The following is a 26,296-nucleotide window of genomic DNA, read 5'->3' as shown; positions in this document are numbered from 1 at the left end:
ATGAGCGACGGCGCTTCGACGGCATACCACCGCATCCACGACGACAGCCTGCGCGACCCGGAAGGGTTCTGGCGTGCGGCCGCGGAGGGCATCGACTGGGTGACGCCGCCGACGCGCATCCTCGACGACTCGAGACCGCCGTTCTACCGGTGGTATCCCGACGCCGAGCTCAACGTCTGCTTCAACGCCGTCGACCGCCATGTCGCCGCCGGGCGCGGCGACCAGCCCGCGATCCACTACGACTCGCCGGTGACGGGCACGAAGAGCACGCTGACGTATGTCGTCCTGCTCGAGCGGGTGCGCGCGGTGGCCGGTGGGCTGCGTGGGCTCGGTGTCGGCAAGGGCGACCGGGTCGTCATCTACATGCCGATGGTCCCCGAGGCCGTCATCGCGATGCTCGCGTGCGCCCGCATCGGTGCCATCCACTCCGTCGTCTTCGGCGGCTTCGCCCCGCAGGAGCTCGCCGCGCGCATCGACGACGCCGCGCCGAAGGTCGTGCTGTCGGCGTCGTGCGGCGTCGAGCCGAGCCGCGTCGTGCCCTACAAGCCGTTCCTCGACGAGGCCATCCGCCGCTCTGCACACCAGCCCGAGCGCTGCGTCGTGCTCCAGCGCGAGCAGCTCGTCGCCGAGCTCGGCGAGCGCGACATCGACTGGGCCGACTTCGAGTCCGGCGACGCGGCCAGCGAGGGCAGCGAGTGCGTCACGGTCGCAGCCACCGACCCGCTCTACATCCTCTACACGTCCGGGACGACGGGGAAGCCGAAGGGCATCTACCGCGACTGCGGTGGCTATGCGGTGGCTCTGCGGTGGTCGATGGCCAACCTCTACGACGTGGCCCCGGGCGAGACGATGTTCACCGCGAGCGACGTCGGCTGGGTCGTCGGGCACTCCTACATCGTCTACGCGCCCCTGCTGACGGGCGCCACGACGGTGCTCTACGAGGGCAAGCCCGTGGGGACCCCGGACGCCGGTGCGTTCTGGCGGGTCATCGCGGAGTACGGCGCCGTCTGCATGTTCACCGCGCCGACGGCCTTCCGCGCCATCAAGAAGGACGACTCGACGGCGTCCAAGGTCGCCGCGCACGACCTCTCCCGTTTCCGCGCCCTCTTCCTCGCCGGTGAGCGGCTCGACCCCGACACGTACGAGTGGGCCTCCGCCGCGCTCGGCAAGCCGGTCATCGACAACTGGTGGCAGACCGAGACGGGGTGGCCGATCGCCAGCAACCCCGTGGGGATCGGGCTGCTGCCGGTCAAGGCCGGCTCGCCCACGGTCGCCGTGCCGGGCTACGACGTGCGGGTGCTCGACGCGACGGGCGAGCAGGTCGAGGCCGGCACCGAGGGTGCCATCTGCATCAAGCTGCCGATGCCGCCCGGCACGCTGCCGACGCTGTGGGGCGACGACGACCGCTACGTCAGCTCCTACCTGTCGGCCTACCCCGGCTACTACCTCACCGGGGACGGCGGCCACCTCGACGAGGACGGTTACCTCTACGTCATGGGTCGCACCGACGACGTCCTCAACGTCGCCGGCCACCGCCTCTCGACCGGGTCGCTCGAGGCGGCCCTTGCCGGTCATGAGGCGGTCGCCGAGTGTGCCGTGATCGGCGTCCACGACGACCTCAAGGGACAGGTGCCGCGCGCGCTCGTCGTCCTGAAGTCGGGCGTCGACGCCGAGGCCGACGGTGACCGGATCAAGCGCGAGCTCGTCGCCCGGGTGCGGTCGGAGGTCGGGGCCGTGGCAGCCCTGCACCAGGTCGACATCGTCGCCGGCCTGCCCAAGACTCGGTCGGGCAAGATCCTGCGCAAGACGATGCGTGAGCTGGCCGACGGCAAGGCGCCGGCCGTGCCCGCCACGATCGAGGACGCCTCGGTCCTCGAGACCCTGACCCCCGTCCTGCGCGGTTCCTGACCCTACGACCCACCGCCCTCGCCGGAACTGCGCCATGGCGCACTTCTGGTGGGGATCCTGGTGTCGAAGGCCGCCGGAACTGCGCCGTGGCGCACTTCTGGTGGGGAACCTGGTGTCGAAGGCCCCCGGAACTGCGCCGTGGCGCACCTCTGGTGGGGCCGTCGCGATCAGCCGGGAGGGGCAGGGAGCAGGGGGAGGACCTCGTCGACGGAGTCGACGAGGTGGACCGCCGCCTCCATCGGGCGACCGGCGGCGATGGCGCGCAGGGCCGGCCAGACCGGCACGCGCTCGGTCCAGTGCTCGCGCCCGACGAGGACGAGGGGAGGCAGGGGAGCGCCCTCGGGGGCGTAGTAGAGCGGCGTCACGGCCTGGAAGATCTCCTGCACCGTGCCGGCCGCACCGTCGAGCACGACGATGCCGCCGTTCGACCGGGCGAGCAGCCCCTCCTCGCGGATCGCGTTGGAGAAGTACTTCGCGATGACGTCGCAGAAGACGTTCGGCGGCTCGTGACCGTAGAACCACGTCGGGATGCCGAGCGACCGGGCCGACGGGCCCAGCGTCTCGGACGGCGCCTGGAGCTCGTCCCCGACGATGTCGTGCCGTGCGGCGAGCGCTGTCGTGGCCCACGCCGTCACGTCGGGCCGGAAGCCCGGGACGCTCGCAACGAGACCGACGGCCTCCTCGACGGCGGCTGCGCTCCGGCACAGCGCGCCGAGGTTGGCGGCCTCCATCGCCCCCGGACCGCCACCGGTCGCGACGAGGTGTCCCTCCTCGGCGAGCGCGTGCCCCAGCCCAGCCGCGCCGGCGTATGCCGCTGAGTCCCGTTCCAGCGCATGGCCGCCCATGATCCCCACGACCGATCGCCCCTGGACGAACTCGTCGAGCTCGTCCGTCACCGAGTCGTCGTGGATCGCGCGGACGAGGGTGGCGTACGCGTCGGTGCGCAGCCGCGCGTCGACGAACCACGCGTACGCCTTCGCGTCGGGCGTCGCCGCGTAGCCGTGCTCGAGACCGGCGTAGAGGTCGGTCGGGAAGTAGAGGCCGCGCCACGGGTCGACCGGGGCGTCGGCGATGCCGGGGAAGAGGATCGCGCCCCGGGTCAGCAGCACCTCGGCCACCGGGACCGGCACCGTGCCCCCGAGCACGACGAGGCCGGTCAGGTCTCCGCGGGCCGCGAGTTGGTCGCCGTAGCCGGTGAGGTCGAGGTCCTGGAGCCGCAGTCCGCGCAGCGGTCCGTCGGAGGCGAGGTGGTCGTCCAGCTCGTCGAGCGTCTCGATCTCCATGTGCCCCATCCTGCCCCGGCCGGGTGGCCGAGGAGCGGACCCGGGCGACGTCACGTCGTCCGCGGCTGACAGGATCGGCGGCATGGTCGGCGTGCTCGAGGGATTCGCGACGATCGCGATCATCGTCGCGGTCGGCTGGCTCCTCGCCGACCGTCGGGTGCTCGACGACTCCGCCCAGGTCAACCTCTCGCGCCTCGCCTTCCACGTCGCGTCGCCGGCGCTGCTGCTCACCGTCATGCAGCGCACCTCGCTCGACGCCGTCCTGTCGGCCAACCTCGTCACGTCGCTCATCAGCTTTGCGATCGTCGTCGGGCTCTACTTGCTCATCGCCCGGTTCCGTTGGGCGGGAGGGACGCTCGGGTCACGGCTCATCGGCAGCCTCTCGGCGGCATACGTCAACGCGGGCAACCTCGGCATCCCGATCGCGCTCTACGTCCTCGGCGACGTCGCATGGGTGGCGCCGACGCTGCTCATGCAGCTGCTCATCATCACACCGGTCTACATGGCGCTGTTCGACAGCGACGCCCGTGGCGAGCGCCCGACCCTCGGCCGCAGCCTGCGCCGGATGTTCAGCAACCCGATCACCCTCGGTGCGGTGGCCGGCCTGCTCATCGCCGTCTTCGACATCCACCTCCCACGCGTCATCGCGGCGCCCATCGACCTGCTCGGCGCGATGGCCGTGCCGTCGATGCTCGTCGCGTTCGGCATCTCGCTGCGGCGCGGACCCCGCCCTGCGACCGGGCGCACCGCCGAGCACGTGTGGACGATCGTCGTCCTCAAGACCCTCCTCATGCCGGCCATCGCGCTCGGCGTCGGCCTGGCGCTGGGACTACGGGGCGAGGCGCTCTTCGCCGTCGTCGTGACGGCGGCCCTCCCGACGGCGCAGAACATCTTCACGTATGCCGTCCGCTACCGACGCGAGGTCAACCTCGCCCGTGACGTCATCTTCGTCAGCACCTTCGCATCGGTCCCGGTGATCCTCGGGATCGCCGCCCTCTTCCACTGGCTCGTCGGCGTCTGACCGCAGCCGGGCGCCCCCGGCTCTTGTCGAGTGGCCCCGTCGTCCCAACCTCTGGCCCGTGCTGCGTACCGCGCAGTGGGTCACGTGGGGCTCGTGTGACGACGGGGCCACTCGAGTGGTGTTGCGCGCTCAGGCGAGTCCTGTCACGCGCTCGGGTGGGGGAAGCTCAGCCCCAGTTGGCGGCCTGGGTGAGGCAGAAGGGGTGACCGCTCGGGTCGAGCAGCACGCGCCACGTCTCTCCCGGCTGCTCGTGGGGCAGCGTCGCCCCGGCCGCCACGCACTCTGCGGCCGCCGCGTCGAGGTCGTCCACGGCGAGGTCGAGGTGGAACTGCTTGGTGCCGCGTTCGTTCGGCCACGCCGGCGGTTCGTGGTCGTCGACGAGTCCGAGGCCCAGGGCGACGCCACCGGGGCCGGTGAGCATGGCGTACTCGTCCTGCGCGTGCGCGACCTCCCAGCCGAGCACGGTCGACCAGAACGTGGCGTCGCGGCGCGCGTCCGAGCTGTCGAGGGTGAGCATCTTGAGGGCGGCGATGGCCATCGGGATCCCTTTCGTCGGTGACGGTGAGAGGTCAGCATCGCTCGTGCCGAGCGTCCCCGTCTTGGACGAACCCGACACCGGGGGCGTGTCGGCGCACAGACGCGCGGCACCCGGTTCCGTGGCCACGAATGCGTCGGGGACCACGGGAACCGAACGCCGGGCGTCGATCCTGGCTACGGAGTGGGTCAGAAACCCCCGAAGTCCCCACCGCCGCCGAAGTCGCCACCACCGAAGTCGCCCCCGCCACCGAAGTCGCCGAAGTCCGAGCCGCCGCCGTCGCCGCCCGCGTCACCACCGGCATCGCCCGGGTCGCCGCCCGCGTCTCCTGCATCGCCGCCGTCGCCCGCGTCGGCGGTCGCGTCGCCGGCCTCCTGGGCCTCGGGCGAGGAGTCGTAGCCCCCGAGCATCATGTCGGCGAGCGCCGATCCGACGACGACCCCGGCGATGGTGCCGAGCATCGAGCCGGCGATCATGCCGCCCATGCCCATGCCACCGCCCATGCCGCCTCGACCCCCGCCGAAGGCGCCCTGGAGGTAGCCGGGACGGCTCATCTCGGCGCGGGTCGCGCTGCGGGCGAGGTCAGCCGGCTGGTCGCTGCGCGGGCGCTCACCCTCGGGAAGGTCCTCGTTGAGGCGCTGGAGGACCATCTGGCGCTGCTCGGGGGAGAGCTTGGCGAAGGCCTCGGTGTGCACCCTCTCGATGTCCTCCGGCGGCGCGGTGCGCAGCAGGTACTTGTAGCGGGCGATGGCCCGCTCGTCCTCGGACGACGCGCCTCCGTGCGGCGGCGGGACGGCATACGGCGCTCCCGTGGGCGGCTGCTGGGCTCGCTGCTGCTGCTGGAGGGGCTCACGGCCCAGGAGCTTGTCGAGGAATCCCATGTCTTCTCCTTCGTCGGCGGTGCGTCGGCGTCGCACTCGTCGGATACCTACCCCAACGAACGGCACGGACCAGCGTTCCGGACGGTCCGAGCCGCACACGCACGAAGCCACCCGCGAACGGGTGGCTTCGTGGCCGGCGACACCCCCACGGCATACGCACGGAGTCGGGAAGGGTGGGGTCAGAGGTGGTTCTCGGCCTCCGTGAGCACCGAGCGCAGCCGCGACTCGATGTCGTCGAACTGCTCGGGGCCCATGATGAGCGGCGGCGCGAGCTGGATGACGGGGTCGCCGCGGTCGTCGGCACGGCAGTAGAGGCCGGCGTCGAAGAGCGCCTTGGAGAGGAAGCCGCGCAGCAGCCGCTCGGACTCGGCGTCGTTGAACGTCTCCCGGGTCGCCTTGTCCTTGACGAGCTCGATGCCGTAGAAGTAGCCGGCGCCGCGGACGTCACCGACGAGGGGCAGGTCGAGCAGCTTGTCGAGCGTCGCCTTGAAGATCGGGGCGTTCTGCTTGACCCGGTCGTTGAGGCCCTCGCGCTCGAAGATGTCGAGGTTGGCCATCGCGACCGCGGCGGAGACCGGGTGGCCACCGAAGGTGTAGCCGTGCGGGAAGTAGGTCGTGCCCGACTTGAACGGCTCGAAGAGTCGGTCGCTCGCGATCATCGCGCCGATGGGGGAGTAGCCGCTCGTCATGCCCTTGGCGCACGTGATGATGTCGGGCACGTAGCCGAAGTCGTCGCACGCGAACATCGAGCCGATGCGGCCGAAGCTGCAGATGACCTCGTCGGAGACGAGGAGCACGTCGTACTCGTCGCAGATCTCGCGGACCCGCTCGAAGTAGCCGGCGGGCGGCGGGAAGCAGCCACCGGAGTTCTGCACCGGCTCGAGGAAGACGGCTGCCACGGTGTCGGGGCCCTCGAACTCGATGGCCTCGGCGATGCGGTCGGCGGCCCAGCGGCCGAAGGCCTTCTCGTCACCCTGCAGGTGCTCGGGGGCGCGGTAGAGGTTGGTGTTCGGGACCTTGTGCGCGCCGGGCACGAGCGGCTCGAACATCTCCTTGGCCGCGGGGATGCCGGTGATCGACAGGGCGCCCTGGGGGGTGCCGTGGTAGGCGACGGCGCGGGAGATGACCTTGTGCTTCGTCGGCTTGCCGGTCAGCTTGAAGTACTGCTTCGCGAGCTTCCAGGCGGTCTCGACGGCCTCGCCGCCACCCGTCGTGAAGAAGACCCGGTTGAGGTCGCCGGGGGCGTGGCTCGCGAGCCGCTCGGCGAGCTCGATCGCCTTGGGGTGCGCGTAGCTCCACAGCGGGAAGAACGCGAGCTCCTTGGCCTGCTTGGCGGCCGCCTCGGCGAGCTCCTCACGGCCGTGGCCGGCCTGGACGACGAAGAGGCCGGCGAGTCCGTCGATGTACTCGTTGCCGCGGTCGTCCCAGATCTTCCAGCCCTGGCCCTTGGTGATGATCGGCACGGTGTGGCCGAGGCCGCCCTCGGTCCGGTCCTCGAACACCGAGTGGCGCGTGAAGTGCATCCACAGGTGGTCGCGGGCGGCCTCGGAGTGCAGGGTGCCCATCGGCGTGCGGTGGTCCGATGTGGGTTCCCAGACCTCGTTCGGGTTGATGCTCATCGTGTACCCCAGTTGTAGAGCTGTTTGTTGAGTTTCAGGTAGACGAACGTCTCGGTCGCCGTGACGCCCGGGAGCGGGCGGATGCGGGTCGTGAGCAGCTCGAGCAGGTGGGTGTCGTTCTCGCAGACGACCTCGGCCAGGACGTCGAAGCTCCCCGCCGTCGTGACGACGTAGGAGACCTCTTCCATGTCGGTCAGCGCGTCGGCGACCGACGTCATGTCTCCCGACACCCGCAGCCCGACCATCGCCTGGCGCTGGAAGCCGACCTGCAGCGGGTCCGTCACGGCGACGATCTGCATGACGTCGGCGTCGAGGAGTCGCTGCACACGCTGGCGGACCGCGGCCTCGGAGAGCCCGACCTCCTGGGCGATGGATGCGTAGGACTTGCGTCCGTCGTGCTGGAGGAGCTCGATGATGGTCTTGCTCACGTCGTCGAGATTGACCGAGGGTTTCTTGGCCCCGTTTCCCCCGGTGTTGGCCACACCTCGGATCGTCGTCATGGGGCGATACTGACCTGTGGAACACGCTGTTGGCAAGTCCCCGCACAACTGATTCCGAAGATTTATCTCGACAAGTCTTCACGATTGCGAAGGTCTGCGTCTAGCATTCCCGCATGACTTCGCAGCCGCGCCAGCTCCGCAACTTCATCGGTGGCCAGTACGTCGACCCCGACGGCGACGCGACGACCGACGTCGTCGACCCGTCCACCGCACAGGTCGTGGCCACGGCCCCCGTCAGCTCCCAGGCGGACGTCGACCGGGCGTATGCCGCGGCGGCCACCGCCTTCGAGACGTGGGGCGACACGACCCCCGGCGAGCGGCAGGCCGCCCTGCTGAAGTTCGCCGACGCCATCGAGGCCCGGGCCGACGACTTCATCCGCCTCGAGGGTGAGAACACCGGCAAGCCGCACGCGCTGACGCAGAGCGAGGAGATCCCTCCGATGCTCGACCAGCTGCGCTTCTTCGCCGGTGCCGCGCGGGTGCTCGAGGGCAAGTCGGCGGGGGAGTACATGAAGGGCCACACGTCCTTCGTCCGCCGCGAGCCGATCGGCGTCGTCGGCCAGGTGACGCCGTGGAACTACCCGATGATGATGGCGATGTGGAAGATCGCCCCGGCGCTCGCCGCGGGCAACACCATCGTCCTCAAGCCCTCCGACACGACCCCAGAGACGACCCTGCTCCTCGCCGAGCTCGCCTCGGAGTTCCTGCCCGAGGGCACCTTCAACGTCATCACCGGCGACCGCGAGACCGGCCGCATGCTCGTCGAGCACCGCACGCCTGCCCTCGTCGCCATCACCGGCTCGGTGCGCGCCGGCATGCAGGTCGCCGAGAGCGCGTCGCGCGACCTCAAGCGCGTCCACCTCGAGCTCGGCGGCAAGGCGCCGGTCATCGTCTTCGACGACGCCGACATCGAGGCCGCCGTGGAGGGCATCGCCATCGGTGGCTACTTCAACGCCGGGCAGGACTGCACCGCCGCGACGCGTGTCCTCGCCGGCCCGCGCATCCACGACGACTTCGTCGCCGCGCTCGCCGAGTACGCCAAGGGCTCGGCCAAGGTCGGCATGCCCGACGACCCCGACGCCCTCTTCGGCCCCGTCAACAACCCGAACCAGGTCGCCCACGTCGGCGGCATGATCGACCGCCTGCCCGACCACGCCCGCATCGAGGCCGGCGGCCGCCGCGTCGAGGGCCTCGGCGAGGGCTACTTCTTCGAGCCCACCGTGCTCGCCGGCCTGCGCCAGGACGACGAGCAGATCCAGAACGAGATCTTCGGACCCGTCATCACGGTGCAGCAGTTCAGCGACGAGGCCGAGGCGCTCGCGTGGGCCAACGGCGTGCAGTACGGCCTCGCGTCGTCGGTGTGGACGCGCGACTTCGGCAAGGCCATGCGCATGAGCAAGCGGCTCGACTTCGGGTGCGTCTGGATCAACACCCACATCCCGGTCGTCGCCGAGATGCCGCACGGGGGTTTCAAGCACAGCGGCTACGGCAAGGACCTGTCCATGTACGGGCTCGAGGACTACACCCGCATCAAGCACGTCATGGCCAACATCGAGTCCTGAGCGGGCGCCACGAGTGGCCATCCACGGGGGCAGCAGCACCGACGGACACCGACGTCCGGACGCCCGGTCCACCCGGACCGGGTGCGTTCACCAGCACGTGAAGGAGAAGGCGTGAACAGCCGTCGACCCCATTCGGATCCCGGGATCCGTGCCCTGGCCTCCATGGCCGCCACATCGGGTCTGTCGCGACGCGGACTGCTGGGGGGCGGCGCAGCGGGACTCGCCGCGTTCGGGCTCTCGGCGTGCGCGCCGCCAGAACCCCCGACCTCGACGGGCAGTGCGCCGACACTGACGCTGCCCAAGGACGTCTCCGACACCGAGAAGGTCGTGAAGTTCGCGAACTGGACGGCCTACCTCGACTACGACGACAAGACGAAGACCTACCCGACCCTCGAGGACTTCCAAAAGAAGACCGGCATCACGGCCACCTACTCGGAGGACATCGAGGACAACGAGACGTACGCGACCAAGATCGCGCCCCAACTGCAGGCCAAACAGGACATCGACCGGGACATCTTCGTCTTCACCGACTGGATGGCCAACCGAATGATCCAGCAGGGGTTCGTCCAGCCGCTCGAGCTCATCAGGATGCACAACGCCTCGAACCTGCGGCCCATCCTCCAGGACGTCTCGTTCGACCCGGGTCGCACCAACTCCCTGACGTGGCAGAGCGGCTTCGCGGGCATCGGCTACCACAAGGGCAAGGTCGGTCGTGAGCTGAAGACCCTCGACGACCTCTTCGCTCCCGACCTCAAGGGCAAGATCACGGCCCTGCTGGAGTTCCGCGACACCGTCGGGCTCATCATGCTCTGGCAGGGCGTCGACATCTCCCAGAACTTCACCGAGGCCCAGTTCCAGAAGGGCGTCGACGAGGTCTCGAAGCAGCTGGCCAGTGGGCAGATCCGCCGGATCAAGGGCAACTCCTACCTCCAGGACCTCACGAGCGGCAACGCGATCGCCGGCATCGTCTGGAGCGGCGACATCGCACAGCTCCAGGCCAACACCAAGGACGACAACTGGACGTTCGTGCTGCCCGAGTCCAAGGGCACGCTCTGGAGCGACAACATGATGGTCCCCATCACGTCGCGCCACCGCCGCAACGCCCAGCGGCTCATGGACTACTACTACGACCCGGTCGTGGCCGCGAAGGTAGCCGCCTACGTCGCGTACATCTGCCCGGTGCAGGGAGCCCAGGAGCAGATGAAGAAGATCGACCCAACGCTCGTCGACGACCCGATGATCTTCCCCACCGAGGAGTACCTCAGGTCCCGGACGCGAAGCTTCCGGGCCCTGTCACCGGCCGAGGACCAGAAGTTCTCGCAGATCTGGAACCAGGCGGTGGGCAACTGATGGCCACGAACACGCGCGAGGCGCACGGTGACCTCGTCCTCGAGAACGTCACCAAGGCGTTCTCCGACTTCACGGCGGTCGACGACCTGTCCCTCGTCGTGCCGCGAGGCTCGTTCTTCGCCCTCCTGGGGCCGTCGGGGTGCGGCAAGACGACGACGTTGCGCATGGTCGCCGGACTCGAGCAGCCCACGGGGGGAAGGGTGCTCATCGGGAAGACCGACCTCACCGGCACCCGGCCGCACGAGCGCCCGGTCAACACGGTCTTCCAGAGCTACGCGCTCTTCCCGCACCTGACGGTCCGGGACAACGTCGCTTTCGGACCCAAACGCCGCAAGGCGTCGGACGCGATGCAGCTGGCGGACAACGCGCTCGAGCTCGTCCAGCTGTCCCACCTGGCCGGTCGCAAGCCGGTCCAGCTCTCCGGAGGACAGCAGCAGCGCGTGGCTCTCGCCCGGGCCGTCGTCAACCAGCCGGAGGTGCTGCTGCTGGACGAGCCGCTGGGCGCGCTGGACCTCAAGCTCCGCCGCCAGATGCAGGTGGAGCTCAAGCGGATCCAGAGCGAGGTCGGCCTGACGTTCATCCACGTGACGCACGACCAGGAGGAGGCCATGACGATGGCTGACACCGTCGCCGTGATGAATCGTGGGCGCATCGAGCAGATGGGACCGCCCGAGCGGCTGTACGACCTACCGCGCACGGCGTTCGTGGCCAACTTCGTGGGTCAGTCCAACCTCGGGGTCGGGCGCATCCACGGCAGCGACGGTGACTTCATCATCGCCGAGGTCAGCGACACCAAGGTCAGGATTCCCAAACGGCGCTCCGACATCCAGGACGGCGAGGTGATGTTCGGGGTGCGGCCGGAGAAGGTCCGGATCCACGAGTCCCAGCCCGATGGCAGCGGCAACGACGTGCGCGCCACGGTCACCGACGTGTCGTTCACGGGAGTCGCCACGCAGTACCTCGTCACCGTCCCGAGCGGGGCGCGCTGGACCGTCTACGAGCAGAATCTCGACGTCGACCCGATCAGCCTTCGTCCGGGCGACGACGTCTGGCTCTCCTGGGACCCGACGCACGCCTTCGGCGTGCCTGTCGACGAGGACGGTCGCCAGGCCGCGCTCGTCGAGGACGGAGCATGACCACCGCCATCGCGGCGACGGCTCATGAGGCAGGTGACCCGCAGCTGACGCCGCCACGTCGAGGTGGAACGCGTCGCAGGTGGATGCCCTATCTCCTCCTGGTGCCCGGTCTGCTCTGGCTGACGCTCTTCTTCATCGTCCCCCTCGTGCAGCTCGGTGCGGCGAGCCTCCAGTCGCAGTACCCCGGGGCGCCCGGCTACTACTACCGCGACGTCAACGTCGGAAACTACGTCGACGCACTCAGAAGCTACGGCGTCCACTTCCTGCGCTCGCTGCTCTATGCGGGCCTGGCCACGCTGCTCTGCTTCGTCGTCGCCTTCCCGCTGGCGTACGCGATGGCGTTCAAGGCCGGGCGTTGGCGCAACGTGATGCTCATCCTCGTCATCGCGCCGTTCTTCACCTCGTTCATCCTGCGCACCATTGCCTGGCGTCAGATCCTCGCCGACGAGGGACCGCTCGCACGCACGCTCAACGCCCTGCACCTGCTTCCGGGTGGCCACATCACCGAGACGTGGGTGGCGGTCGTCGCGGGCCTGACCTACAACTTCCTGCCGTTCATGGTGCTCCCGATCTACACCAGCCTCGAGCGGGCCGACCCACGACTCCTCGAGGCGGGTCGCGATCTCTACGCGGACCGGCTCACGAACCTGCGCACCGTGACGATCCCGCTCGCGGCCCCCGGCATCCTCGCCGGCACCCTGCTGACCTTCATCCCCGCTGCCGGCGACTACGTCAACGCCGAGCTGCTCGGGTCCGACACGAGCACCAAGATGGTCGGCAACGTCATCAACAGCCAGTTCTTCACCGTCCTGGGCGGCTTCCCGACGGCCGCCGCCCTGTCGATCAGCCTGATGCTCCTCATCCTCGTGCTCGTCCTCGGGTACGTCCGCCGCTTCGGGACGGAGGAGGTCCTGTGACACGCGCCCGCTCGTGGGTCAGCGAGCACCTGGCGATGATCATCGCGGTCGGTGTGCTGGTCTATCTCTTCTTGCCCGTCCTCTACACGTTCGTGTTCTCGTTCAACAACTACCGTCGGTCCAACCTCACATGGAACCCCGACGGCAGCCCGACGCTCAAGCACTGGGCGAATCCCTGTGGCGCTCCCGGCGTGTGCCCGGCACTCGTGGAGAGCATCAAGATCGGGGCGATCGCGACGCTCGTGGCGACGATCCTGGGCACGCTCATCGCGTTCGCCCTCGTGCGTTACTCGTTCCGTGGGCGCGGCTCGACCAACGTCCTCGTGTTCCTGCCTATGGCCACGCCCGAGGTCGTGCTGGGGGCGAGCCTGCTCACGATCTTCATCCAGGGCTTCCGGATGGATCTCGGCTTCTGGACCGTCGTCATCGCGCACATCATGTTCTGCATCAGCTTCGTCGTCGTCACCGTCAAGGCGCGGCTGCAGAGTCTCGACCCCCGCCTCGAGGAGGCGGCGTCGGACCTCTACGCCAATCCCCGGACGGCGTTCCTGCGGATCACCTTCCCGCTGGCCCTGCCCGGCATCGTCGCTGCTGCGCTGTTGTCCTTCTCGCTGTCCTTCGACGACTTCATCATCACGAACTTCGTCTCCGGCAACGAGACGACCTTCCCCAAGTTCGTCTACGTGTCCTACACCCGTGGCATCCCGGCCCAGGCCAACGTCATCGGGTTCTCGATGTTCCTCATCGCCGTCCTCTGCGTCGTCGCTGCCCAGGTCATCGGCAGTCGGCGGCGTGGAGCCGCGGCCTGACTCTCTGGAGTGAACTGTCTTGCGTGTCCTCATGATCGGCTCCGGCGGGGTCGGTGACGCCGCCGCGCGCATCGCCGCCGAGCGTGGCTTCTTCGAGCGCTGGGTCGTCGCCGACTACGACGTGACGCGCGCCCAGCGCACTGTCGCGGCCGTGGCCGGTCGTCATCCCGGGGAGGCTCGTTTCGTCGCGGCCCAGGTCGACGCCTCGTCGGCCGAGGCGGTGATGGCGCTCGCACGCGAGCACGGGGCGACCCATGTCCTCAACGCCGTCGACCCGAAGTTCAACATGCCGATCTTCACGGGCGCCAAGGCCGCCGGGGCCGACTACCTCGACATGGCGATGAGCCTGTCGCAGCGGCATCCCGAGCAGCCCTATGAGAAGGTCGGCGTCATGCTCGGCGACGAGCAGTTCGCCGTGGCAGGGGAGTGGGAGGCCGACGGTCGCCTCGCGCTCGTCGGCATCGGCGTCGAGCCGGGGCTCTCCGACGTCTTCGCCCGCTACGCCGCCGACCACCTCTTCAGCGAGATCGACGAGCTCGGCACGCGCGACGGCGCCAACCTCGTCGTGCACGACGACGACGGCAATGAGGTCTTCGCCCCGAGCTTCTCGATGTGGACGACGATCGAGGAGTGCCTCAACCCGCCCGTCGTGTGGGAGAAGGACCGGGGCTGGTTCACGACCGCGCCGTTCAGCGAGCCCGAGGTCTTCGACTTCCCAGAGGGCATCGGGCCGGTCGAGTGCGTCAACGTCGAGCACGAGGAGGTGCTCCTCATGCCGCGCTGGGTCGACGCCAGGCGGGTGACCTTCAAGTACGGCCTCGGCGACGAGTTCATCGGCATCCTCAAGGTCCTGAACACCCTCGGCCTCGACCGCACCGAACCGATCACCGTCAAGGGCGTGCAGGTCTCGCCCCGCGACGTCGTCGCGGCGGCGCTGCCCGACCCCGCGACCATCGGGCCCCGGATGACGGGCAAGACGTGCGCCGGCCTCTTCGTGACCGGCACCGGCAAGGACGGTCAGCCCAGGCGCACGTACCTCTACCACGTCGTCGACAACGCCGAGACGATGGCGGCCTACGATGCGCAGTGCGTCGTCTGGCAGACGGCGGTCAACCCCGTCGTCGCCCTCGAGCTGCTGGCCCGGGGCACGTGGAAGGGGGCCGGCGTCCTCGGTCCCGAGGCGTTCGACGCCGTCCCGTTCCTCGACCTGCTCGCGGCAGCCAATCCCGAGGGCTATGGCTCCCCGTGGGGCATCGACGAACGCTGAGCAGCACTCGCAGGGACAGGGGGCCGACGGTGGACACGACGACAGGAATAGGGTTCCAGGCATGGCAGCGGTGACGCAGAAGTCAGTGATCGACTCGGTGCCCAAGGGCCTGCTCATCGGCGGGAAGTGGCGCGACGGCAGCGACGGGCAGACCATCGCGGTCGACGACCCGTCGAGCGGTCGGGTGCTGACCCATGTCGCGGCCGCCTCGGTCGCCGACGGCCGGGCCGCCCTCGACGCCGCCGTGGCGGCGCAGGCCGACTGGGCCCGCACGGCGCCGCGCGACCGCGGCGAGCTGCTGCGGGCGGCCTACGAGAAGATCACCGAGCGCGCGGAGGAGTTCGCGATGCTCATGACGCTCGAGATGGGCAAGACGCTCGCCGAGAGCCGGGGTGAGGTCGCCTACGGTGCCGAGTTCTTCCGCTGGTTCTCCGAGGAGGCCGTGCGCATCTCGGGGCGCTGGTCGACGGCTCCCAACGGGGCGACCCGGCTCATGACGATGAAGCAGCCCGTCGGCCCGACGCTGATGATCACGCCGTGGAACTTCCCGCTCGCGATGGGCACCCGCAAGATCGGCCCGGCCATCGCGGCCGGCTGCACGATGGTCGTCAAGCCGGCCAGCCAGACGCCGCTGACGATGCTCGCGCTGGCCGAGCTGCTCCGAGAGTGCGGGCTGCCCGACGGCGTGCTCAACGTCGTCATGACGACGCACGCGACGACGGGCGACGTCATGGAGCCGCTCATCCGCGACCCGCGCCTGCGCAAGCTGACCTTCACCGGCTCGACGCCCGTCGGCCGCTCGCTCATGGAGCAGGCCTCGCAGGGCATCCTGCGGGTCTCGATGGAGCTCGGCGGCAACGCCCCGTTCCTCGTCTTCGAGGACGCCGACGTCGACCGGGCCGTCGACGGCGCGATGCTCGCCAAGATGCGCAACATGGGCGAGGCGTGCACCGCGGCCAACCGCTTCTACGTCCACGAGTCGCTCGCCGACGAGTTCAGTTCCAAGCTGGCCCGCCGGATGGGTGCGCTGACGCTCGGCAAGGGCACGAAGAAGGGCGTCGACGTCGGCCCCCTCGTCGACGAGAAGGCCCGCGACAAGGTGTCGGCCCTCGTCGACGACGCCGTCGCCAAGGGCGCGAAGGTCCTGGTCGGCGGCTCGGCCCCGAAGGGTGCCGGCTGGTTCTACGAGCCGACCGTGCTCGCCGACGTGCCGACCGACGCCGACATGGCCCGGGAGGAGATCTTCGGACCGGTCGCGCCCGTCACGACCTTCCGCACCGACGCCGAGGCCATCCGCCTGGCCAACGACACCGAGTACGGCCTCGTCGCCTACCTCTTCACCCAGGACCTCTCGCGGGCCATCACGATGAGCGAGGCGCTCGAGTACGGCATGGTGGGCGTCAACCAGGGCATCGTGTCCAACCCGGCCGCCCCCTTCGGCGGCGTCAAGGCGTCCGGCGTCGGGCGTGAGGGCGGCTTCGAGGGCATCGACGAGTACCTCGAGACGAAGTACGTCGGCATCGCCCTCTGACGACGGCTGGGCCGGCAGCCCACGCGCTTTCGGGACATTCACCGAACCGGCCCGGCACGCTGCCGCCCTGTGGTGCAATCTGCCCATGGTGACACCAGCCGGCTCCCGCGACGCGGGGTCCCTGCGCCCGCTCGGCGCCCTGCTCAGCGAGACCGACGACGTGCTGCGACGCGGGTCGCCGGCCGGTGCGCGCGTGTGGTCGACCGGCTTCCCGGCGCTCGACGCCGTCCTGACCGGTGGCCTGCGCTCCGGTGAGCTCGTCCTGCTCGGCGGGCCGGCCGGCCACGGCAAGACGACGATCGGCCTCCAGCTCGCCCGCAACGTCGTCGCCGCGGGCGCCACCGCCCTCGTCCTGTCCTACGAGCACGAGAGCCACACGCTGCTCGAACGGCTCATCTCGATGGAGGCCGCCGAGGGCGACCCCGGCGAGGTGGCCGGGGTCATCGACGTGCGGCGCGCGCTCGAGACGGCCGACCACGGCGGCTCGCTCGACACCGTGCTGGGCAGCCTGCCCGGCGGCCGACGCGCCCTCGCGGCGCTCGGCAGCTACGGCGACCGGCTCCAGATCCACGAGTCGTCCGGGGCGACAACGACCCTCGACACGATCCGCGCGACCGTCGACCGCGTCACGGAGGCGACGGGCCAGGCGCCCTTCGTGCTGCTCGACTACATCCAGAAGGTGCCCGCCGACCGGGGCGAGGAGGACGAGCGCATCACCGCCGTCGCCGAGGGGCTCAAGGACCTGGCCCTCTCCGCCCGCGTGCCCGTCGTCGCCATCTCGGCCGCCGACAAGGAGGCGCTCGCCGCGGGACACCGGATGCGCACGCACGACCTGCGCGGCTCGTCGGCGCTCGCCTTCGAGGCCGACGTCGTGCTCATCGTCAACGACAAGGTCGATGTCGTCTCGCGAGAGCACCTCGTCTACAACCTCGGCAACATCCAGCGTTTCCGCGGCTGGTCGGTCGTCAGCGTCGAGAAGAACCGCCACGGCAAGGCCCACGTCGAGCTCGAGTTCGCCAAGGACTTCGAGCACGGCCGCTTCCACACGGAGGGCCAGGAGGTCACCGAGCGGCTCATCGACGACCGGGTCTTCGTGTCTTGAGCCGTCCCACCCGATGGCGTATGCCGTCCCGTCGCGTCCGCGCGCCCGCTCCGTCGCGCGCGGGTGGCGTGACGACATACGCGCGCCCGGCCGTCTCGCCGGCTAGCGGGTGATGACGGTGACGTACAGGTCGTCGCGCTCGTCGGCGACCTGCTCGAGGATCTCGAGGACGGTGTCGTAGGCCCCGCGGTCGTGCTCGCGCAGGGTGGCCGCGTGGTCCCAGACGAGCTCGAGGGGCACGCCCCGGGCGCCGTCGAGGTCGCGCAGCGCGTCGAGCAGGGCGTCCCAGTTGTGCCCGAACCAGTCGGGCAGCGCGAGCCCGGCCGCGAAGGCGTCGAGCACGCCTGCCTTGTCGTCCCCGCCCGAGACGAGGCGCACGTCGTGGCCGAGCCAGGCGAGCTGGGCGATGTGGTCGTCGGCCTCGCTGTGCGGGCCCAGGAACGTCGTCACGTGCCCTCCCTGACCCGGCTGAACGACGCGTAGTGGTCGTCGGTCCAGTATCGCTCGCCGCTGCTGCCGGTGATGATGCGCCTGGCCCCGCGGTCGGCGGATCCCGGTGTCACGACGGTGAACTCGCGGTAGTAGCCGCTCGTGTGCGGCGGCAGGATGCGCTCGCGGTTGTCGAAGGTCCGGTTGTCGCTGCGGGGGTAGGGGAACGGGCCGCCGGCGCGGATCAGGGCCATCGTCTCGCGGGCCTGCGCGGGCAGGGCCGACTCGGCGACCCACGGCAGGCCCGAGACGGGGTCGGCGTCGCCGGTCGCAGGGGTGCCGCTGACGACCGGACCCCCGGCCGTGGTGCCGCGGGCCGAGGGCGCGGCCGGGGACGACGGACCCTGCGCGGCGCGCACGACGACCCAGGCCAGCACGACGACGGCCACGGCGAGCACGCCGAGGAGGACCTGGCGCGAGCCGAGCGTCTTCACGTCGTCATCATGCCCGAGGAGGCAATGGTCCGAATCCTCTGACGGCGCCGCGCCGCTGGGGGAGACTGCGGCACGTGAGCCTTCTACGCGGCCTCTTCGGAGACCGGGGCGGCCGGCGTGACGAGCCGGCACCCGCGGTCGTGGCGCGCGACGTCGGTCACCGGGTCTTCGTCGAGCGCCCACCCGAGCAGGTCTGGCCACACCTCGTCGCCCCCGGGCCGGGGGCCGAGCTCGGTGTCGACTGCGTGCGGGTGCTCGCCCTGCCGGCCGCGGGCCCGGCGGGACTGCCCGAGTTCGCCGGGGTCTGGCGGCGGTCCAACGGTCGGCTCTGGGTCGGGCTCAGCACCGTCGTCGCGGTCGAGCACGGGGTCCAGGTCGTGTCCCGGTCGGCCGACGGTGCGACGGCGCTCACCCTGACGACGACGGTGGAGCCGCTCGACGGCGGCTGCGTCGTCGCCCAGCGGCTCGACGGCCTCGCACCCTCAGACCCCGTGGCGGAGTTCGCCCGGGCCTGGATGGCGCGGGCGCTGCTCGGGCTCAAGGCGGACGTCGAGGGGAGCCCGCGCAGCCGGACGGCGGACCCGACGGCCGACGGACCGGTCGAGGAGGCGATGGCGAGCGGCTTCGTCGAACACGGCGTCGCCACGGCCGGCGGCCCCGGGGTCCTGCCCGTGCACGAGACGGCCTCGGTCGAGGTCGCCGTCGCCCCCGACCGGCTCCGCGAGCTGCTCGAGCAGCCGTCGTCCGAGCAGCTGCTCAAGCCGTCTCTCGTGCAGCTCGTGCGCCTCGAGCTCGCCGACGAGCCCGGTCGCGAGCACGTGCTCGCGGTGCACCGCCACGACGACGGGCGCCGAGCCGCCTCGGTCTCGCTCGTCGCCCCGGCGTCGGAGCCCGGCCGGACCGTCGAGCGGGACCTCACCTCCTCCCACGAGGCCGACGTCGTCACGACGGTCGAGCCGTGCGCGGTCGGCGCCCGCCTCACCGAGACCTTCACCGGCTGGCTCCCCGCCGGGCCCGGTCGCGTCGTCGACGGCTCCGGGATCGCCGCGCTCATGGCCACCCGTCTCGCCGTCGTCAAGAACCTCGCCGAGGCCGGCGTCGTCCCGCAGCGTGACCCGAGCACCGGCTTCCTGCCGCCGGGCCAGGTGCCGGACCTCCCGCCCCCGTCGGGCCCGCCGACGAGCGGGGCGCCACTGCCACCGGTGGCCTCCGACCCGTCCGCACCGGGCGCCGCCCACGCCGTCGGCGCCCGCCCGTCCGTCCCGTCGAGCGTCCTGCTCCTGCCACCGCACGTCGCGGCACCTGCGGCCGGCTACGACGTCGGGCCGTGGCGGATGTGGACCGACGACGGCTTCTATGCCGCGAGCGAGGCCATGTGGTGGTGAGGTGGCCCGCCGAGATCAGCACGGACGATCAGGTCCGTCGTCGGTGCTCAGCGCTAGCGTCGGAGGATGCTCGAGACACCTGACGAGACGGCCGCGCTCCAGGCCCTGCTCGACGCCTCGCACGCCAAGGCGTCGGGCCACCTGCGGAGCATCATCGACGACGACCGCACCCTGACGGCCGAGCAGCTCGTCGCGCTGCTCACCGGCATGAAGGTGCTCTCCGTGGCCACCGTCACCGCGGCGGGCGAGCCACGCATCAGCGCCCTCGACGGCCACTTCCTCCACGGCACGTGGACGTTCGGCACCTCCGGCACGTCGGCCAAGGCGAAGCACCTCGCGGCGCGGCCTGCGGTGAGCGTCGCGCACGTCGACGGCGAGGAGCTCGCGCTCTTCAGCCACGGCAGGGCCGAGCTGATCGAGCCGGGGCCCGACCGCGACGAGGTCGACGCGCACTGGACCGCCCACTACGGCAGCAGCCCGTACTCGTGGGGCGACGACATCCGGATGTACCGCCTGCGCATGACCTGGGCCGTCGCCTACGCCTTCAAACGCGACGAGCTGCTCCGGTCGAGGGGAGTGACCGCCTGACCGCAGTGCCAAGGCCTGCGGGAGAATGCCGGGGTGACTGACACCTCGGCGCGCCCCCGCCGCATCGTCCTGCTCGGCTCGACCGGCTCGATCGGCACGCAGGCCATCGACCTCGTCCAGCGCAACCGCGACCGCTTCGAGGTCGTCGGGCTCTCCGCCGGCTCCAACCTCGACCTCGTCGCCGAGCAGGCCGTCGCGCTCCGCACCCCCGTCGTGGCCGTGGCGAGCGGGACGTCGGACGACCTCGCCGCAGCGCTCGCGCGCGCTTCCGACACGGCCGGGGTGACGGCATACGACCCCGAGCTGCTCGTCGGCCCCGAGGCGAGCACGACGCTCGCCGAGCGGGAGGCCGACGTCGTCGTCAACGGCATCACCGGGGCCATCGGCCTCGAGCCCACCCTCGCCGCGCTGCGCGCCGGCACGACGCTCGCCCTCGCCAACAAGGAGTCGCTCATCATCGGCGGCCCGCTCGTCAAGGCGCTCGCGGCCCCCGGCCAGATCGTCCCCGTCGACAGCGAGCACTCGGCGATCGCCCAGTGCCTGCGCGGCGGCCGCGCCGAGGAGGTGCGCCGGCTCGTCGTCACGGCGAGTGGCGGCCCGTTCCGCGGTCGGTCGCGCGCCGAGCTCGCCGACGTCACCCCCGAGCAGGCCCTCGCGCACCCCAACTTCTCGATGGGCCGCGTCATCACGACGAACTCCGCCACGCTCGTCAACAAGGGCCTCGAGGTCATCGAGGCGCACCTGCTCTTCGACATCCCCTTCGAGCGCATCGACGTCGTCGTGCACCCGCAGCAGATGATCCACTCGATGGTCGAGTTCGTCGACGGCTCGACGATCGCCCAGGCCGGTCCGCCGCGGATGCTCGTGCCGATCGCTCTCGGGATGTCCTGGCCCGAGCGCCTCGCCGACGCCGACGTGCCCGTCGACTGGACCCGGGCGCAGTCGTGGGAGTTCGAGCCGCTCGACGACGACGCGTTCCCGGCGGTCGCGCTCGCCCGTCGGGTGGGAGAGGCTGGTGGCACGTGGCCGGCCGTCTACAACGCCGCCAACGAGGTCGCGGTCGACGCCTTCCACGAGGGCCGCATCGGCTTCGTCGACATCGTCGACACCGTCGCGCACGTCGTCGACGCGTATGCCGTCGAGCCGGCCTCCCGGGTCACCGACCTCACGCTCGACGACGTCCTCGCTGCCGACGCCTGGGCCCGCCGCGCCGCCCGGAGCACCATCGCCGGGTAGGCCACGGTTCGAGGTGTTCCACGGTCACCGGTGACCGTGGACCACGTCGACGCGGGAATCACAGGGAGTCGATGTGACAATGGAGGGGTGCTGTTCTTCCTAGGGGTCCTGGTCGTCGTCGTCGGTGTGGCGCTCAGCATCGCGCTGCACGAGATCGGCCACCTCGTGCCGGCCAAGAAGTTCGGGGTCAAGGTGACCCAGTACATGGTCGGCTTCGGCCCGACGGTCTGGTCGCGCAAGCGTGGCGAGACCGAGTACGGCCTCAAGGCGATCCCGCTCGGCGGCTACGTCCGGATGATCGGGATGCTCCCGCCCCGCCCCGGTGACAATCCCGGCGAGCTGCGCACCCTCTCGACCGGCCGCTTCAGCCAGATGGTCGACCAGGCCCGGGCCGACTCGATGGAGGAGGTCAGGCCCGGCGACGAGGACCGCGTCTTCTACAAGCTGAGCCCCGGCAAGAAGATCGTCATCATGCTCGGCGGGCCGGTCATGAACCTCATCATCGCGTTCGTCCTCATCACGGGCGTCATCACGCTCTACGGCCTGCCGCAGGTGGCCCCCAAGGTCGGGCTCCTCTCGGCGTGCGTGCCGACGACGGCCCCGACGCTGCAGGTGCCGCAGCCCGCGTGCAAGCCCGGCGACCCCGTCGCGCCGGCCAAGGCCGCGGGCCTGCAGGAGCGCGACCGCATCCTCTCCGTCGACGGCAAGCCGGTCAGCACGTGGGACCAGGTCACCGCGGCCATCCGCGACAGCAAGGGCGCCACGATGGCGTGGGTCGTCGAGCGCGGCGGTCAGCAGGTCACGATCGTGATCACGCCCGCCGTCCTCGAGCGCGCCACGTACGACGACCAGGGCAACCCGGTCGCCAAGGACGGCAAGCCCGTCCTCGCCTCGATGGGCTTCGCGGGCATCACGCCCGGCCAGGAGCTCGTCCGCACCCCCATCGCGCAGGCGCCCGGCTTCGTCTGGGATCGGATCGTCGACACCGCCTCGATCATCGTCAAGATCCCCGAGAAGATGACCGGCGTCGTCCAGGCCGCGTTCGGGTCCGAGGCCCGAGACCCCAACGGCCCCATCTCCGTCGTCGGCGTCGGTCGCATCGGCGGCGAGGTCGCGGCGCTCGACATCCCGGCCGACGAGGGTGGCAACTGGGTCAAGCTCGCCCAGCTCATCCTGCTCATCGCCTCGCTCAACCTCGCCCTCTTCGTCTTCAACCTCATCCCGCTGCTCCCGCTCGACGGCGGTCACGTCGCGGGGGCCCTCTGGGAGGCCGTCAAGCGGGGCTGGGCGCGCCTGCGGCACCGTCCCGATCCCGGCTTCGTCGACGTCGCCAAGGGGCTGCCCATCGCCTACGGCATGAGCCTCGTCCTCATCACCATGTCGGTGCTGCTCATCTACGCCGACATCGTCAAGCCGATCAAGCTCTTCGGCTGAGCCGGCTGAGCCGGCCATCCCACCTCCCCGGCTCCCGCTTCGGCGGGGCGCGACATAATGGCGGCATGAGCGTCTCCCTCGGTATGCCGCCCCTGCCCCCGCCGGTCCTCGCCCCGCGGCGACAGACCCGCCAGATCCAGGTCGGCAAGGTCGGTGTCGGGAGCGACTTCCCGGTCTCGGTGCAGTCGATGACGACGACGCCCACGACCGACATCAACGCGACGCTCCAGCAGATCGCCGAGCTGACGGCCTCCGGCTGCGACATCGTGCGCGTGGCCTGCCCGAGCCAGGACGACGCCGACGCCCTGCCGGCGATCGCGCGCAAGAGCCAGATCCCGGTCATCGCCGACATCCACTTCCAGCCGAAGTACGTCTACGCGGCCATCGACGCCGGCTGCGCGGCCGTGCGCGTCAACCCGGGCAACATCCGCCAGTTCGACGACCAGGTCAAGGAGATCGCCAAGGCGGCCAAGGACGCCGGCGTCTCCATCCGCATCGGCGTCAACGCCGGCAGCCTCGACAAGCGGATCATGGAGAAGTACGGCAAGGCGACGCCCGAGGCGCTCGTCGAGTCGGCGGTCTGGGAGGCGGGCCTCTTCGAGGAGCACGACTTCCACGACTTCAAGATCTCGGTCAAGCACAACGACCCGGTCATCATGGTGCGCGCCTACGAGCTGCTCGCCGAGCGCGGCGACTGGCCCCTCCACCTCGGTGTCACCGAGGCCGGCCCCGCCTTCCAGGGCACCATCAAGTCGGCGACGGCCTTCGGCGCCCTCCTCTCGCGCGGCATCGGCGACACGATCCGCGTCTCCCTCTCGGCGCCGCCGGTCGAGGAGGTCAAGGTCGGCATCCAGATCCTCCAGAGCCTCAACCTGCGCCCGCGCAAGCTCGAGATCGTCTCGTGCCCCTCGTGCGGCCGCGCCCAGGTCGACGTCTACACGCTCGCCGACCAGGTCACCGCCGGCCTCGAGGGCATGACGGTCCCGTTGCGCGTCGCCGTCATGGGCTGCGTCGTCAACGGCCCGGGGGAGGCCCGCGAGGCCGACCTCGGGGTCGCGTCCGGCAACGGCAAGGGCCAGATCTTCGTCAAGGGCGAGGTCATCAAGACCGTCCCCGAGGCGCAGATCGTCGAGACGCTCATCGAGGAGGCCATGCGTCTCGCCGAGGAGATGGGCGAGCCGGTCGACGAGGAGTCGGCCGGGGCCCCGAGCGTCTCCGTCAGCTGAGGTGCGTGCCCCCGTCCGCTCGACCGAGCGGTATGCCGTCCTGCGCGACCTCGCCGAGCGTGTCGTCGCGCTCCGGCGGGGTGAGCGCGTGGCCGTGGCGGTCGACGGGTTCGACGGCGCCGGCAAGACGGTCCTCGCCGACCAGCTGGCCGAGGTGATCGGCGGTCTCGACGCCGCGCGTGACGTGCTGCGCGTCACCATCGACGGCTTCCACCGGCCCAGGGCCCAGCGCATCGCGCGGGGTCGAGGGCCGGAGACCTTCTACGAGGACTCCTACGACTACGACGCCTTCCGGCGCGCCGTCGTCGAGCCCTTCCGCCGCGGCGAGCCGGTCACCCCCGCCGTCAACGACGTCGAGGCCGACGAGCCGGTGCGGCCCGCCCCCGTCGCCGTCAAGCCCGACACGGTGCTGCTCGTCGACGGGATCTTCCTCCAGCGCCCCGAGCTCACCGACGTCTGGGACGCCGCCGTCTGGGTCGACGTCCCCTTCAGCGTCTCGGTGCCCCGGGGCACCGCCCGCTTCGGGGACGGCCACGACCCCGACCCGGCGGCGGAGGCGAACCGCCGCTACGTCGAGGGCCAGCGGCTCTACCTCGCGGCCACCAACCCGCGGGCCCGTGCGACGTGGGTGCTCGACAACACCGACCTCGAGCGGCCCGTCCTCGTCGCGCCACGCTGAGACCCAGCCCCGGCAGCTGCCCGGCAGCTGCCCAGCACCTGTCTGCACGGTGGTCGTGACGGGTTCGTGAGGCGCGCCGGGGTGACACCCGGCCCGCGGGCAGGCACTCTTGGGTGGTGCTCCGCCAACGCCTCCCCGTGCGACCGCTGTCGGTGGTCGACCACGACGCCGCGCTCGAGGTGTGCGCGCGTGACCGGGTGGCCAACGCCTTCGTCGCCGCCCGCATCGTCGAGGGATCGCTGCGCACGTCCCCGGGCGCGCTCCTCGGGCACTGGGGGGACGGTGAGCTGCGCGGCCTCGCCTGGGTCAGCGCCAACGTCGTGCCGGTGGAGCTCGACGACGACGGCGTCGCGGCCGTCGCGTCGCGGATCAGCAGGATGCGCCGTCAGTGCGCCTCGATCTTCGGCCCGAGCGGGCAGGTCGGCGGTCTGTGGGACCGGCTCGGCCCGACGTGGGGCCCTGTTCGCGCGATCCGCACCCAGCAGCCGCTGCTGACGACGCGCACGCGCCCGTCGGCTCTCGGCCTGAGCCTCGACGCCGGGGTGCGCCCGGCGCGGATGGACGAGGTCGACCTCGTGCTGCCGGCTGCGGCGCACATGTTCACCGAGGAGATCGGCTACCCGCCCTACTTCGGCTCCGACCGCGGCTACCGGGCGAGCATCGCCGCGCTGATCCGCGCCGGCCACACCTTCGTCAAGATCGAGGACGGCGAGGTCGTCTTCAAGGCCGACGTCGGCTCGCTCGCCCTCGGCTGCGCCCAGGTCCAGGGGGTCTGGCTGCACCCTCGGCTACGCGGACAGGGTCTCTCGGTGCCGGCCATGGCGAGCGTCGTCGAGCAGGTCCTGTCGGGCCTGGCCGACGAGGTGTCGCTCTACGTCAACGACTTCAACGTCGCGGCCCGGGCGACCTACGAGCGGTGCGGTTTCCGCGAGGTCGGCTCGTTCACGACGGTGCTGCTCTAGCGTCCTCGGGAGCCCGGCCTAGGGTGGGCTCATGAAGACCGCGACGAACGCCCCGCTCGGCAAGGACGTCATCGCCCTGGCCGGCCTCTTCCTCACCTCGGGCACGATGCACTTCGTCAAGCCTGAGCCCTTCGAGGCGATGGTGCCGAAGCAGCTGCCGTCTCGTCGCGCACTCGTGTATGCCTCCGGCGCGCTCGAGATCGCCTGCGCCGTAGGGCTGTTCATCCCTCGCACGCGTCGCGTGGCCGGTCTCGCGTCGGCGGCCCTTCTCGTCGCGGTCTTCCCGGCGAACGTCACGATGACGGGCCACGCCAAGCGTCGCCTCGACCGGAAGCCGGACGACGCGAAGCGGCAGGGCTACCTCGCCGCGACCGTCGCGCGGTTGCCGCTCCAGTGGCCGATGATCCGCACGGCGCTGCGCGCCGGGGGAGTGATGCGCTGA

25 protein-coding genes are annotated in these 26,296 nt (G+C 70.8%); 18 read left to right on the top strand and 7 right to left on the bottom strand.

Annotation, left to right across the window (positions count from 1 at the left end; translation table 11 throughout):
• Window positions 1-1,908, top strand: a complete 1,908-nt coding sequence (locus AB4Z14_RS08435; protein WP_442274816.1) for a propionyl-CoA synthetase — start codon at window positions 1-3, stop codon at window positions 1,906-1,908.
• A 167-nt stretch (window positions 1,909-2,075) separates the two neighbouring features.
• On the opposite strand, the gene AB4Z14_RS08430 is transcribed toward AB4Z14_RS08435, so the two are convergent.
• Window positions 2,076-3,191: an LOG family protein gene (locus tag AB4Z14_RS08430; RefSeq protein ID WP_442274815.1), complete on the bottom strand. Its 1,116-nt coding sequence runs from the start codon at window positions 3,189-3,191 to the stop codon at window positions 2,076-2,078.
• A gap of 82 nt (window positions 3,192-3,273) precedes the next feature.
• On the opposite strand from AB4Z14_RS08430, the gene AB4Z14_RS08425 reads away from it, so the two are divergent.
• Window positions 3,274-4,212: an AEC family transporter gene (locus tag AB4Z14_RS08425; RefSeq protein WP_056825663.1), complete on the top strand. Its 939-nt coding sequence runs from the start codon at window positions 3,274-3,276 to the stop codon at window positions 4,210-4,212.
• A 166-nt stretch (window positions 4,213-4,378) separates the two neighbouring features.
• Here AB4Z14_RS08425 and AB4Z14_RS08420 read toward each other — a convergent pair whose 3' ends face one another.
• The 4 genes from AB4Z14_RS08420 to AB4Z14_RS08405 all read right to left on the bottom strand — a co-directional run bounded on the left by AB4Z14_RS08420 (window position 4,379) and on the right by AB4Z14_RS08405 (window position 7,747).
• Complete coding sequence (locus tag AB4Z14_RS08420) at window positions 4,379-4,750, bottom strand: VOC family protein (RefSeq protein WP_056769984.1); 372 nt, start codon at window positions 4,748-4,750, stop codon at window positions 4,379-4,381.
• A 185-nt stretch (window positions 4,751-4,935) separates the two neighbouring features.
• Window positions 4,936-5,628: a hypothetical protein gene (locus AB4Z14_RS08415; RefSeq protein ID WP_442274814.1), complete on the bottom strand. Its 693-nt coding sequence runs from the start codon at window positions 5,626-5,628 to the stop codon at window positions 4,936-4,938.
• A 179-nt stretch (window positions 5,629-5,807) separates the two neighbouring features.
• The gene (locus AB4Z14_RS08410) at window positions 5,808-7,247 is read right to left on the bottom strand and encodes an aspartate aminotransferase family protein (RefSeq protein WP_442274813.1); all 1,440 of its coding nucleotides are present in this window, start codon (window positions 7,245-7,247) and stop codon (window positions 5,808-5,810) included.
• Window positions 7,244-7,747, bottom strand: a complete 504-nt coding sequence (locus AB4Z14_RS08405) for an Lrp/AsnC family transcriptional regulator (RefSeq protein WP_020142725.1) — start codon at window positions 7,745-7,747, stop codon at window positions 7,244-7,246. The genes AB4Z14_RS08410 and AB4Z14_RS08405 overlap by 4 nt, the downstream gene beginning before the upstream one ends.
• A 113-nt stretch (window positions 7,748-7,860) precedes the next feature.
• Here AB4Z14_RS08405 and AB4Z14_RS08400 point away from each other — a divergent pair, with 113 nt between their 5' ends.
• From AB4Z14_RS08400 to AB4Z14_RS08365, 8 genes are all read left to right on the top strand, one after another.
• The gene (locus tag AB4Z14_RS08400; RefSeq protein ID WP_442274812.1) at window positions 7,861-9,309 is read left to right on the top strand and encodes a gamma-aminobutyraldehyde dehydrogenase; all 1,449 of its coding nucleotides are present in this window, start codon (window positions 7,861-7,863) and stop codon (window positions 9,307-9,309) included.
• Window positions 9,310-9,471: 162 nt separating this feature from the next.
• Window positions 9,472-10,659, top strand: coding sequence for a polyamine ABC transporter substrate-binding protein (locus AB4Z14_RS08395; protein ID WP_442274811.1), 1,188 nt, complete (start codon window positions 9,472-9,474; stop codon window positions 10,657-10,659).
• A complete protein-coding gene (locus AB4Z14_RS08390) occupies window positions 10,659-11,795 on the top strand; it encodes an ABC transporter ATP-binding protein (protein ID WP_442274810.1) in 1,137 nt (378 codons plus the stop codon). The genes AB4Z14_RS08395 and AB4Z14_RS08390 overlap by 1 nt, the downstream gene beginning before the upstream one ends.
• Before the next feature lie 83 nt (window positions 11,796-11,878).
• The gene (locus tag AB4Z14_RS08385; protein ID WP_442274809.1) at window positions 11,879-12,712 is read left to right on the top strand and encodes an ABC transporter permease; all 834 of its coding nucleotides are present in this window, start codon (window positions 11,879-11,881) and stop codon (window positions 12,710-12,712) included.
• A gap of 35 nt (window positions 12,713-12,747) precedes the next feature.
• Window positions 12,748-13,521 (top strand): ABC transporter permease, encoded by a 774-nt coding sequence (locus AB4Z14_RS08380; protein ID WP_442274881.1) that lies wholly within the window; start codon window positions 12,748-12,750, stop codon window positions 13,519-13,521.
• Window positions 13,522-13,540: 19 nt separating this feature from the next.
• Window positions 13,541-14,788, top strand: a complete 1,248-nt coding sequence (locus tag AB4Z14_RS08375; protein ID WP_442274808.1) for a saccharopine dehydrogenase family protein — start codon at window positions 13,541-13,543, stop codon at window positions 14,786-14,788.
• A gap of 61 nt (window positions 14,789-14,849) precedes the next feature.
• Window positions 14,850-16,319 carry an NAD-dependent succinate-semialdehyde dehydrogenase gene (locus tag AB4Z14_RS08370; protein ID WP_442274807.1) on the top strand — a complete coding sequence of 490 codons (1,470 nt, stop codon included), beginning with the start codon at window positions 14,850-14,852 and terminating at the stop codon, window positions 16,317-16,319.
• Window positions 16,320-16,404: 85 nt separating this feature from the next.
• The gene (locus AB4Z14_RS08365) at window positions 16,405-17,421 is read left to right on the top strand and encodes a DnaB-like helicase C-terminal domain-containing protein (protein WP_442274806.1); all 1,017 of its coding nucleotides are present in this window, start codon (window positions 16,405-16,407) and stop codon (window positions 17,419-17,421) included.
• Between the two features lie 102 nt (window positions 17,422-17,523).
• On the opposite strand, the gene AB4Z14_RS08360 is transcribed toward AB4Z14_RS08365, so the two are convergent.
• Both AB4Z14_RS08360 and AB4Z14_RS08355 read right to left on the bottom strand, forming a co-directional pair.
• Window positions 17,524-17,871, bottom strand: coding sequence for a barstar family protein (locus AB4Z14_RS08360; protein WP_442274805.1), 348 nt, complete (start codon window positions 17,869-17,871; stop codon window positions 17,524-17,526).
• On the bottom strand, window positions 17,868-18,344 hold the full coding sequence (locus AB4Z14_RS08355; RefSeq protein WP_442274804.1) for a ribonuclease domain-containing protein: 477 nt from the start codon (window positions 18,342-18,344) through the stop codon (window positions 17,868-17,870). Before AB4Z14_RS08355 ends, AB4Z14_RS08360 begins: the two co-directional genes overlap by 4 nt.
• A gap of 74 nt (window positions 18,345-18,418) precedes the next feature.
• Here AB4Z14_RS08355 and AB4Z14_RS08350 point away from each other — a divergent pair, with 74 nt between their 5' ends.
• The 8 genes from AB4Z14_RS08350 (at window position 18,419) to AB4Z14_RS08315 (ending at window position 26,296) form a co-directional block, all read left to right on the top strand.
• Window positions 18,419-19,729, top strand: coding sequence for a hypothetical protein (locus tag AB4Z14_RS08350; RefSeq protein WP_442274803.1), 1,311 nt, complete (start codon window positions 18,419-18,421; stop codon window positions 19,727-19,729).
• 66 nt (window positions 19,730-19,795) lie between these two features.
• A complete protein-coding gene (locus AB4Z14_RS08345; RefSeq protein ID WP_442274802.1) occupies window positions 19,796-20,317 on the top strand; it encodes a pyridoxamine 5'-phosphate oxidase family protein in 522 nt (173 codons plus the stop codon).
• 33 nt (window positions 20,318-20,350) lie between these two features.
• Window positions 20,351-21,553: a 1-deoxy-D-xylulose-5-phosphate reductoisomerase gene (gene dxr / locus AB4Z14_RS08340; protein WP_442274801.1), complete on the top strand. Its 1,203-nt coding sequence runs from the start codon at window positions 20,351-20,353 to the stop codon at window positions 21,551-21,553.
• Between the two features lie 87 nt (window positions 21,554-21,640).
• Window positions 21,641-22,987, top strand: a complete 1,347-nt coding sequence (locus AB4Z14_RS08335; protein ID WP_442274800.1) for a M50 family metallopeptidase — start codon at window positions 21,641-21,643, stop codon at window positions 22,985-22,987.
• A 65-nt stretch (window positions 22,988-23,052) separates the two neighbouring features.
• Window positions 23,053-24,213, top strand: a complete 1,161-nt coding sequence (ispG, locus tag AB4Z14_RS08330) for a flavodoxin-dependent (E)-4-hydroxy-3-methylbut-2-enyl-diphosphate synthase (RefSeq protein ID WP_056769951.1) — start codon at window positions 23,053-23,055, stop codon at window positions 24,211-24,213.
• 1 nt (window position 24,214) lies between these two features.
• Window positions 24,215-24,892: a uridine kinase gene (locus tag AB4Z14_RS08325; RefSeq protein WP_442274799.1), complete on the top strand. Its 678-nt coding sequence runs from the start codon at window positions 24,215-24,217 to the stop codon at window positions 24,890-24,892.
• 116 nt (window positions 24,893-25,008) lie between these two features.
• The gene (locus AB4Z14_RS08320; protein WP_235508605.1) at window positions 25,009-25,854 is read left to right on the top strand and encodes a GNAT family N-acetyltransferase; all 846 of its coding nucleotides are present in this window, start codon (window positions 25,009-25,011) and stop codon (window positions 25,852-25,854) included.
• A gap of 31 nt (window positions 25,855-25,885) precedes the next feature.
• Window positions 25,886-26,296, top strand: coding sequence for a DoxX family protein (locus AB4Z14_RS08315; protein WP_442274798.1), 411 nt, complete (start codon window positions 25,886-25,888; stop codon window positions 26,294-26,296).

The organism is Terrabacter sp. 2TAF16, from assembly GCF_052115065.1.
Lineage (GTDB): Bacteria > Actinomycetota > Actinomycetes > Actinomycetales > Dermatophilaceae > Terrabacter.
Note: the sequence above shows the minus strand (reverse complement) of the source record. Positions and strands in the feature narration are given on the sequence as shown.

Coding starts and splice junctions, on each gene's coding strand:
- AB4Z14_RS08435 (WP_442274816.1), top strand. CDS start 1: ATGAGCGACGGCGCTTCGACGGCATACCACCGCATCCACGACGACAGC.
- AB4Z14_RS08430 (WP_442274815.1), bottom strand. CDS start 3,191: ATGGAGATCGAGACGCTCGACGAGCTGGACGACCACCTCGCCTCCGAC.
- AB4Z14_RS08425 (WP_056825663.1), top strand. CDS start 3,274: ATGGTCGGCGTGCTCGAGGGATTCGCGACGATCGCGATCATCGTCGCG.
- AB4Z14_RS08420 (WP_056769984.1), bottom strand. CDS start 4,750: ATGGCCATCGCCGCCCTCAAGATGCTCACCCTCGACAGCTCGGACGCG.
- AB4Z14_RS08415 (WP_442274814.1), bottom strand. CDS start 5,628: ATGGGATTCCTCGACAAGCTCCTGGGCCGTGAGCCCCTCCAGCAGCAG.
- AB4Z14_RS08410 (WP_442274813.1), bottom strand. CDS start 7,247: ATGAGCATCAACCCGAACGAGGTCTGGGAACCCACATCGGACCACCGC.
- AB4Z14_RS08405 (WP_020142725.1), bottom strand. CDS start 7,747: ATGACGACGATCCGAGGTGTGGCCAACACCGGGGGAAACGGGGCCAAG.
- AB4Z14_RS08400 (WP_442274812.1), top strand. CDS start 7,861: ATGACTTCGCAGCCGCGCCAGCTCCGCAACTTCATCGGTGGCCAGTAC.
- AB4Z14_RS08395 (WP_442274811.1), top strand. CDS start 9,472: ATGGCCGCCACATCGGGTCTGTCGCGACGCGGACTGCTGGGGGGCGGC.
- AB4Z14_RS08390 (WP_442274810.1), top strand. CDS start 10,659: ATGGCCACGAACACGCGCGAGGCGCACGGTGACCTCGTCCTCGAGAAC.
- AB4Z14_RS08385 (WP_442274809.1), top strand. CDS start 11,879: ATGCCCTATCTCCTCCTGGTGCCCGGTCTGCTCTGGCTGACGCTCTTC.
- AB4Z14_RS08380 (WP_442274881.1), top strand. CDS start 12,748: ATGATCATCGCGGTCGGTGTGCTGGTCTATCTCTTCTTGCCCGTCCTC.
- AB4Z14_RS08370 (WP_442274807.1), top strand. CDS start 14,850: ATGGCAGCGGTGACGCAGAAGTCAGTGATCGACTCGGTGCCCAAGGGC.
- AB4Z14_RS08365 (WP_442274806.1), top strand. CDS start 16,405: ATGGTGACACCAGCCGGCTCCCGCGACGCGGGGTCCCTGCGCCCGCTC.
- AB4Z14_RS08345 (WP_442274802.1), top strand. CDS start 19,796: ATGCTCGAGACACCTGACGAGACGGCCGCGCTCCAGGCCCTGCTCGAC.
- ispG (WP_056769951.1), top strand. CDS start 23,053: ATGAGCGTCTCCCTCGGTATGCCGCCCCTGCCCCCGCCGGTCCTCGCC.
- AB4Z14_RS08315 (WP_442274798.1), top strand. CDS start 25,886: ATGAAGACCGCGACGAACGCCCCGCTCGGCAAGGACGTCATCGCCCTG.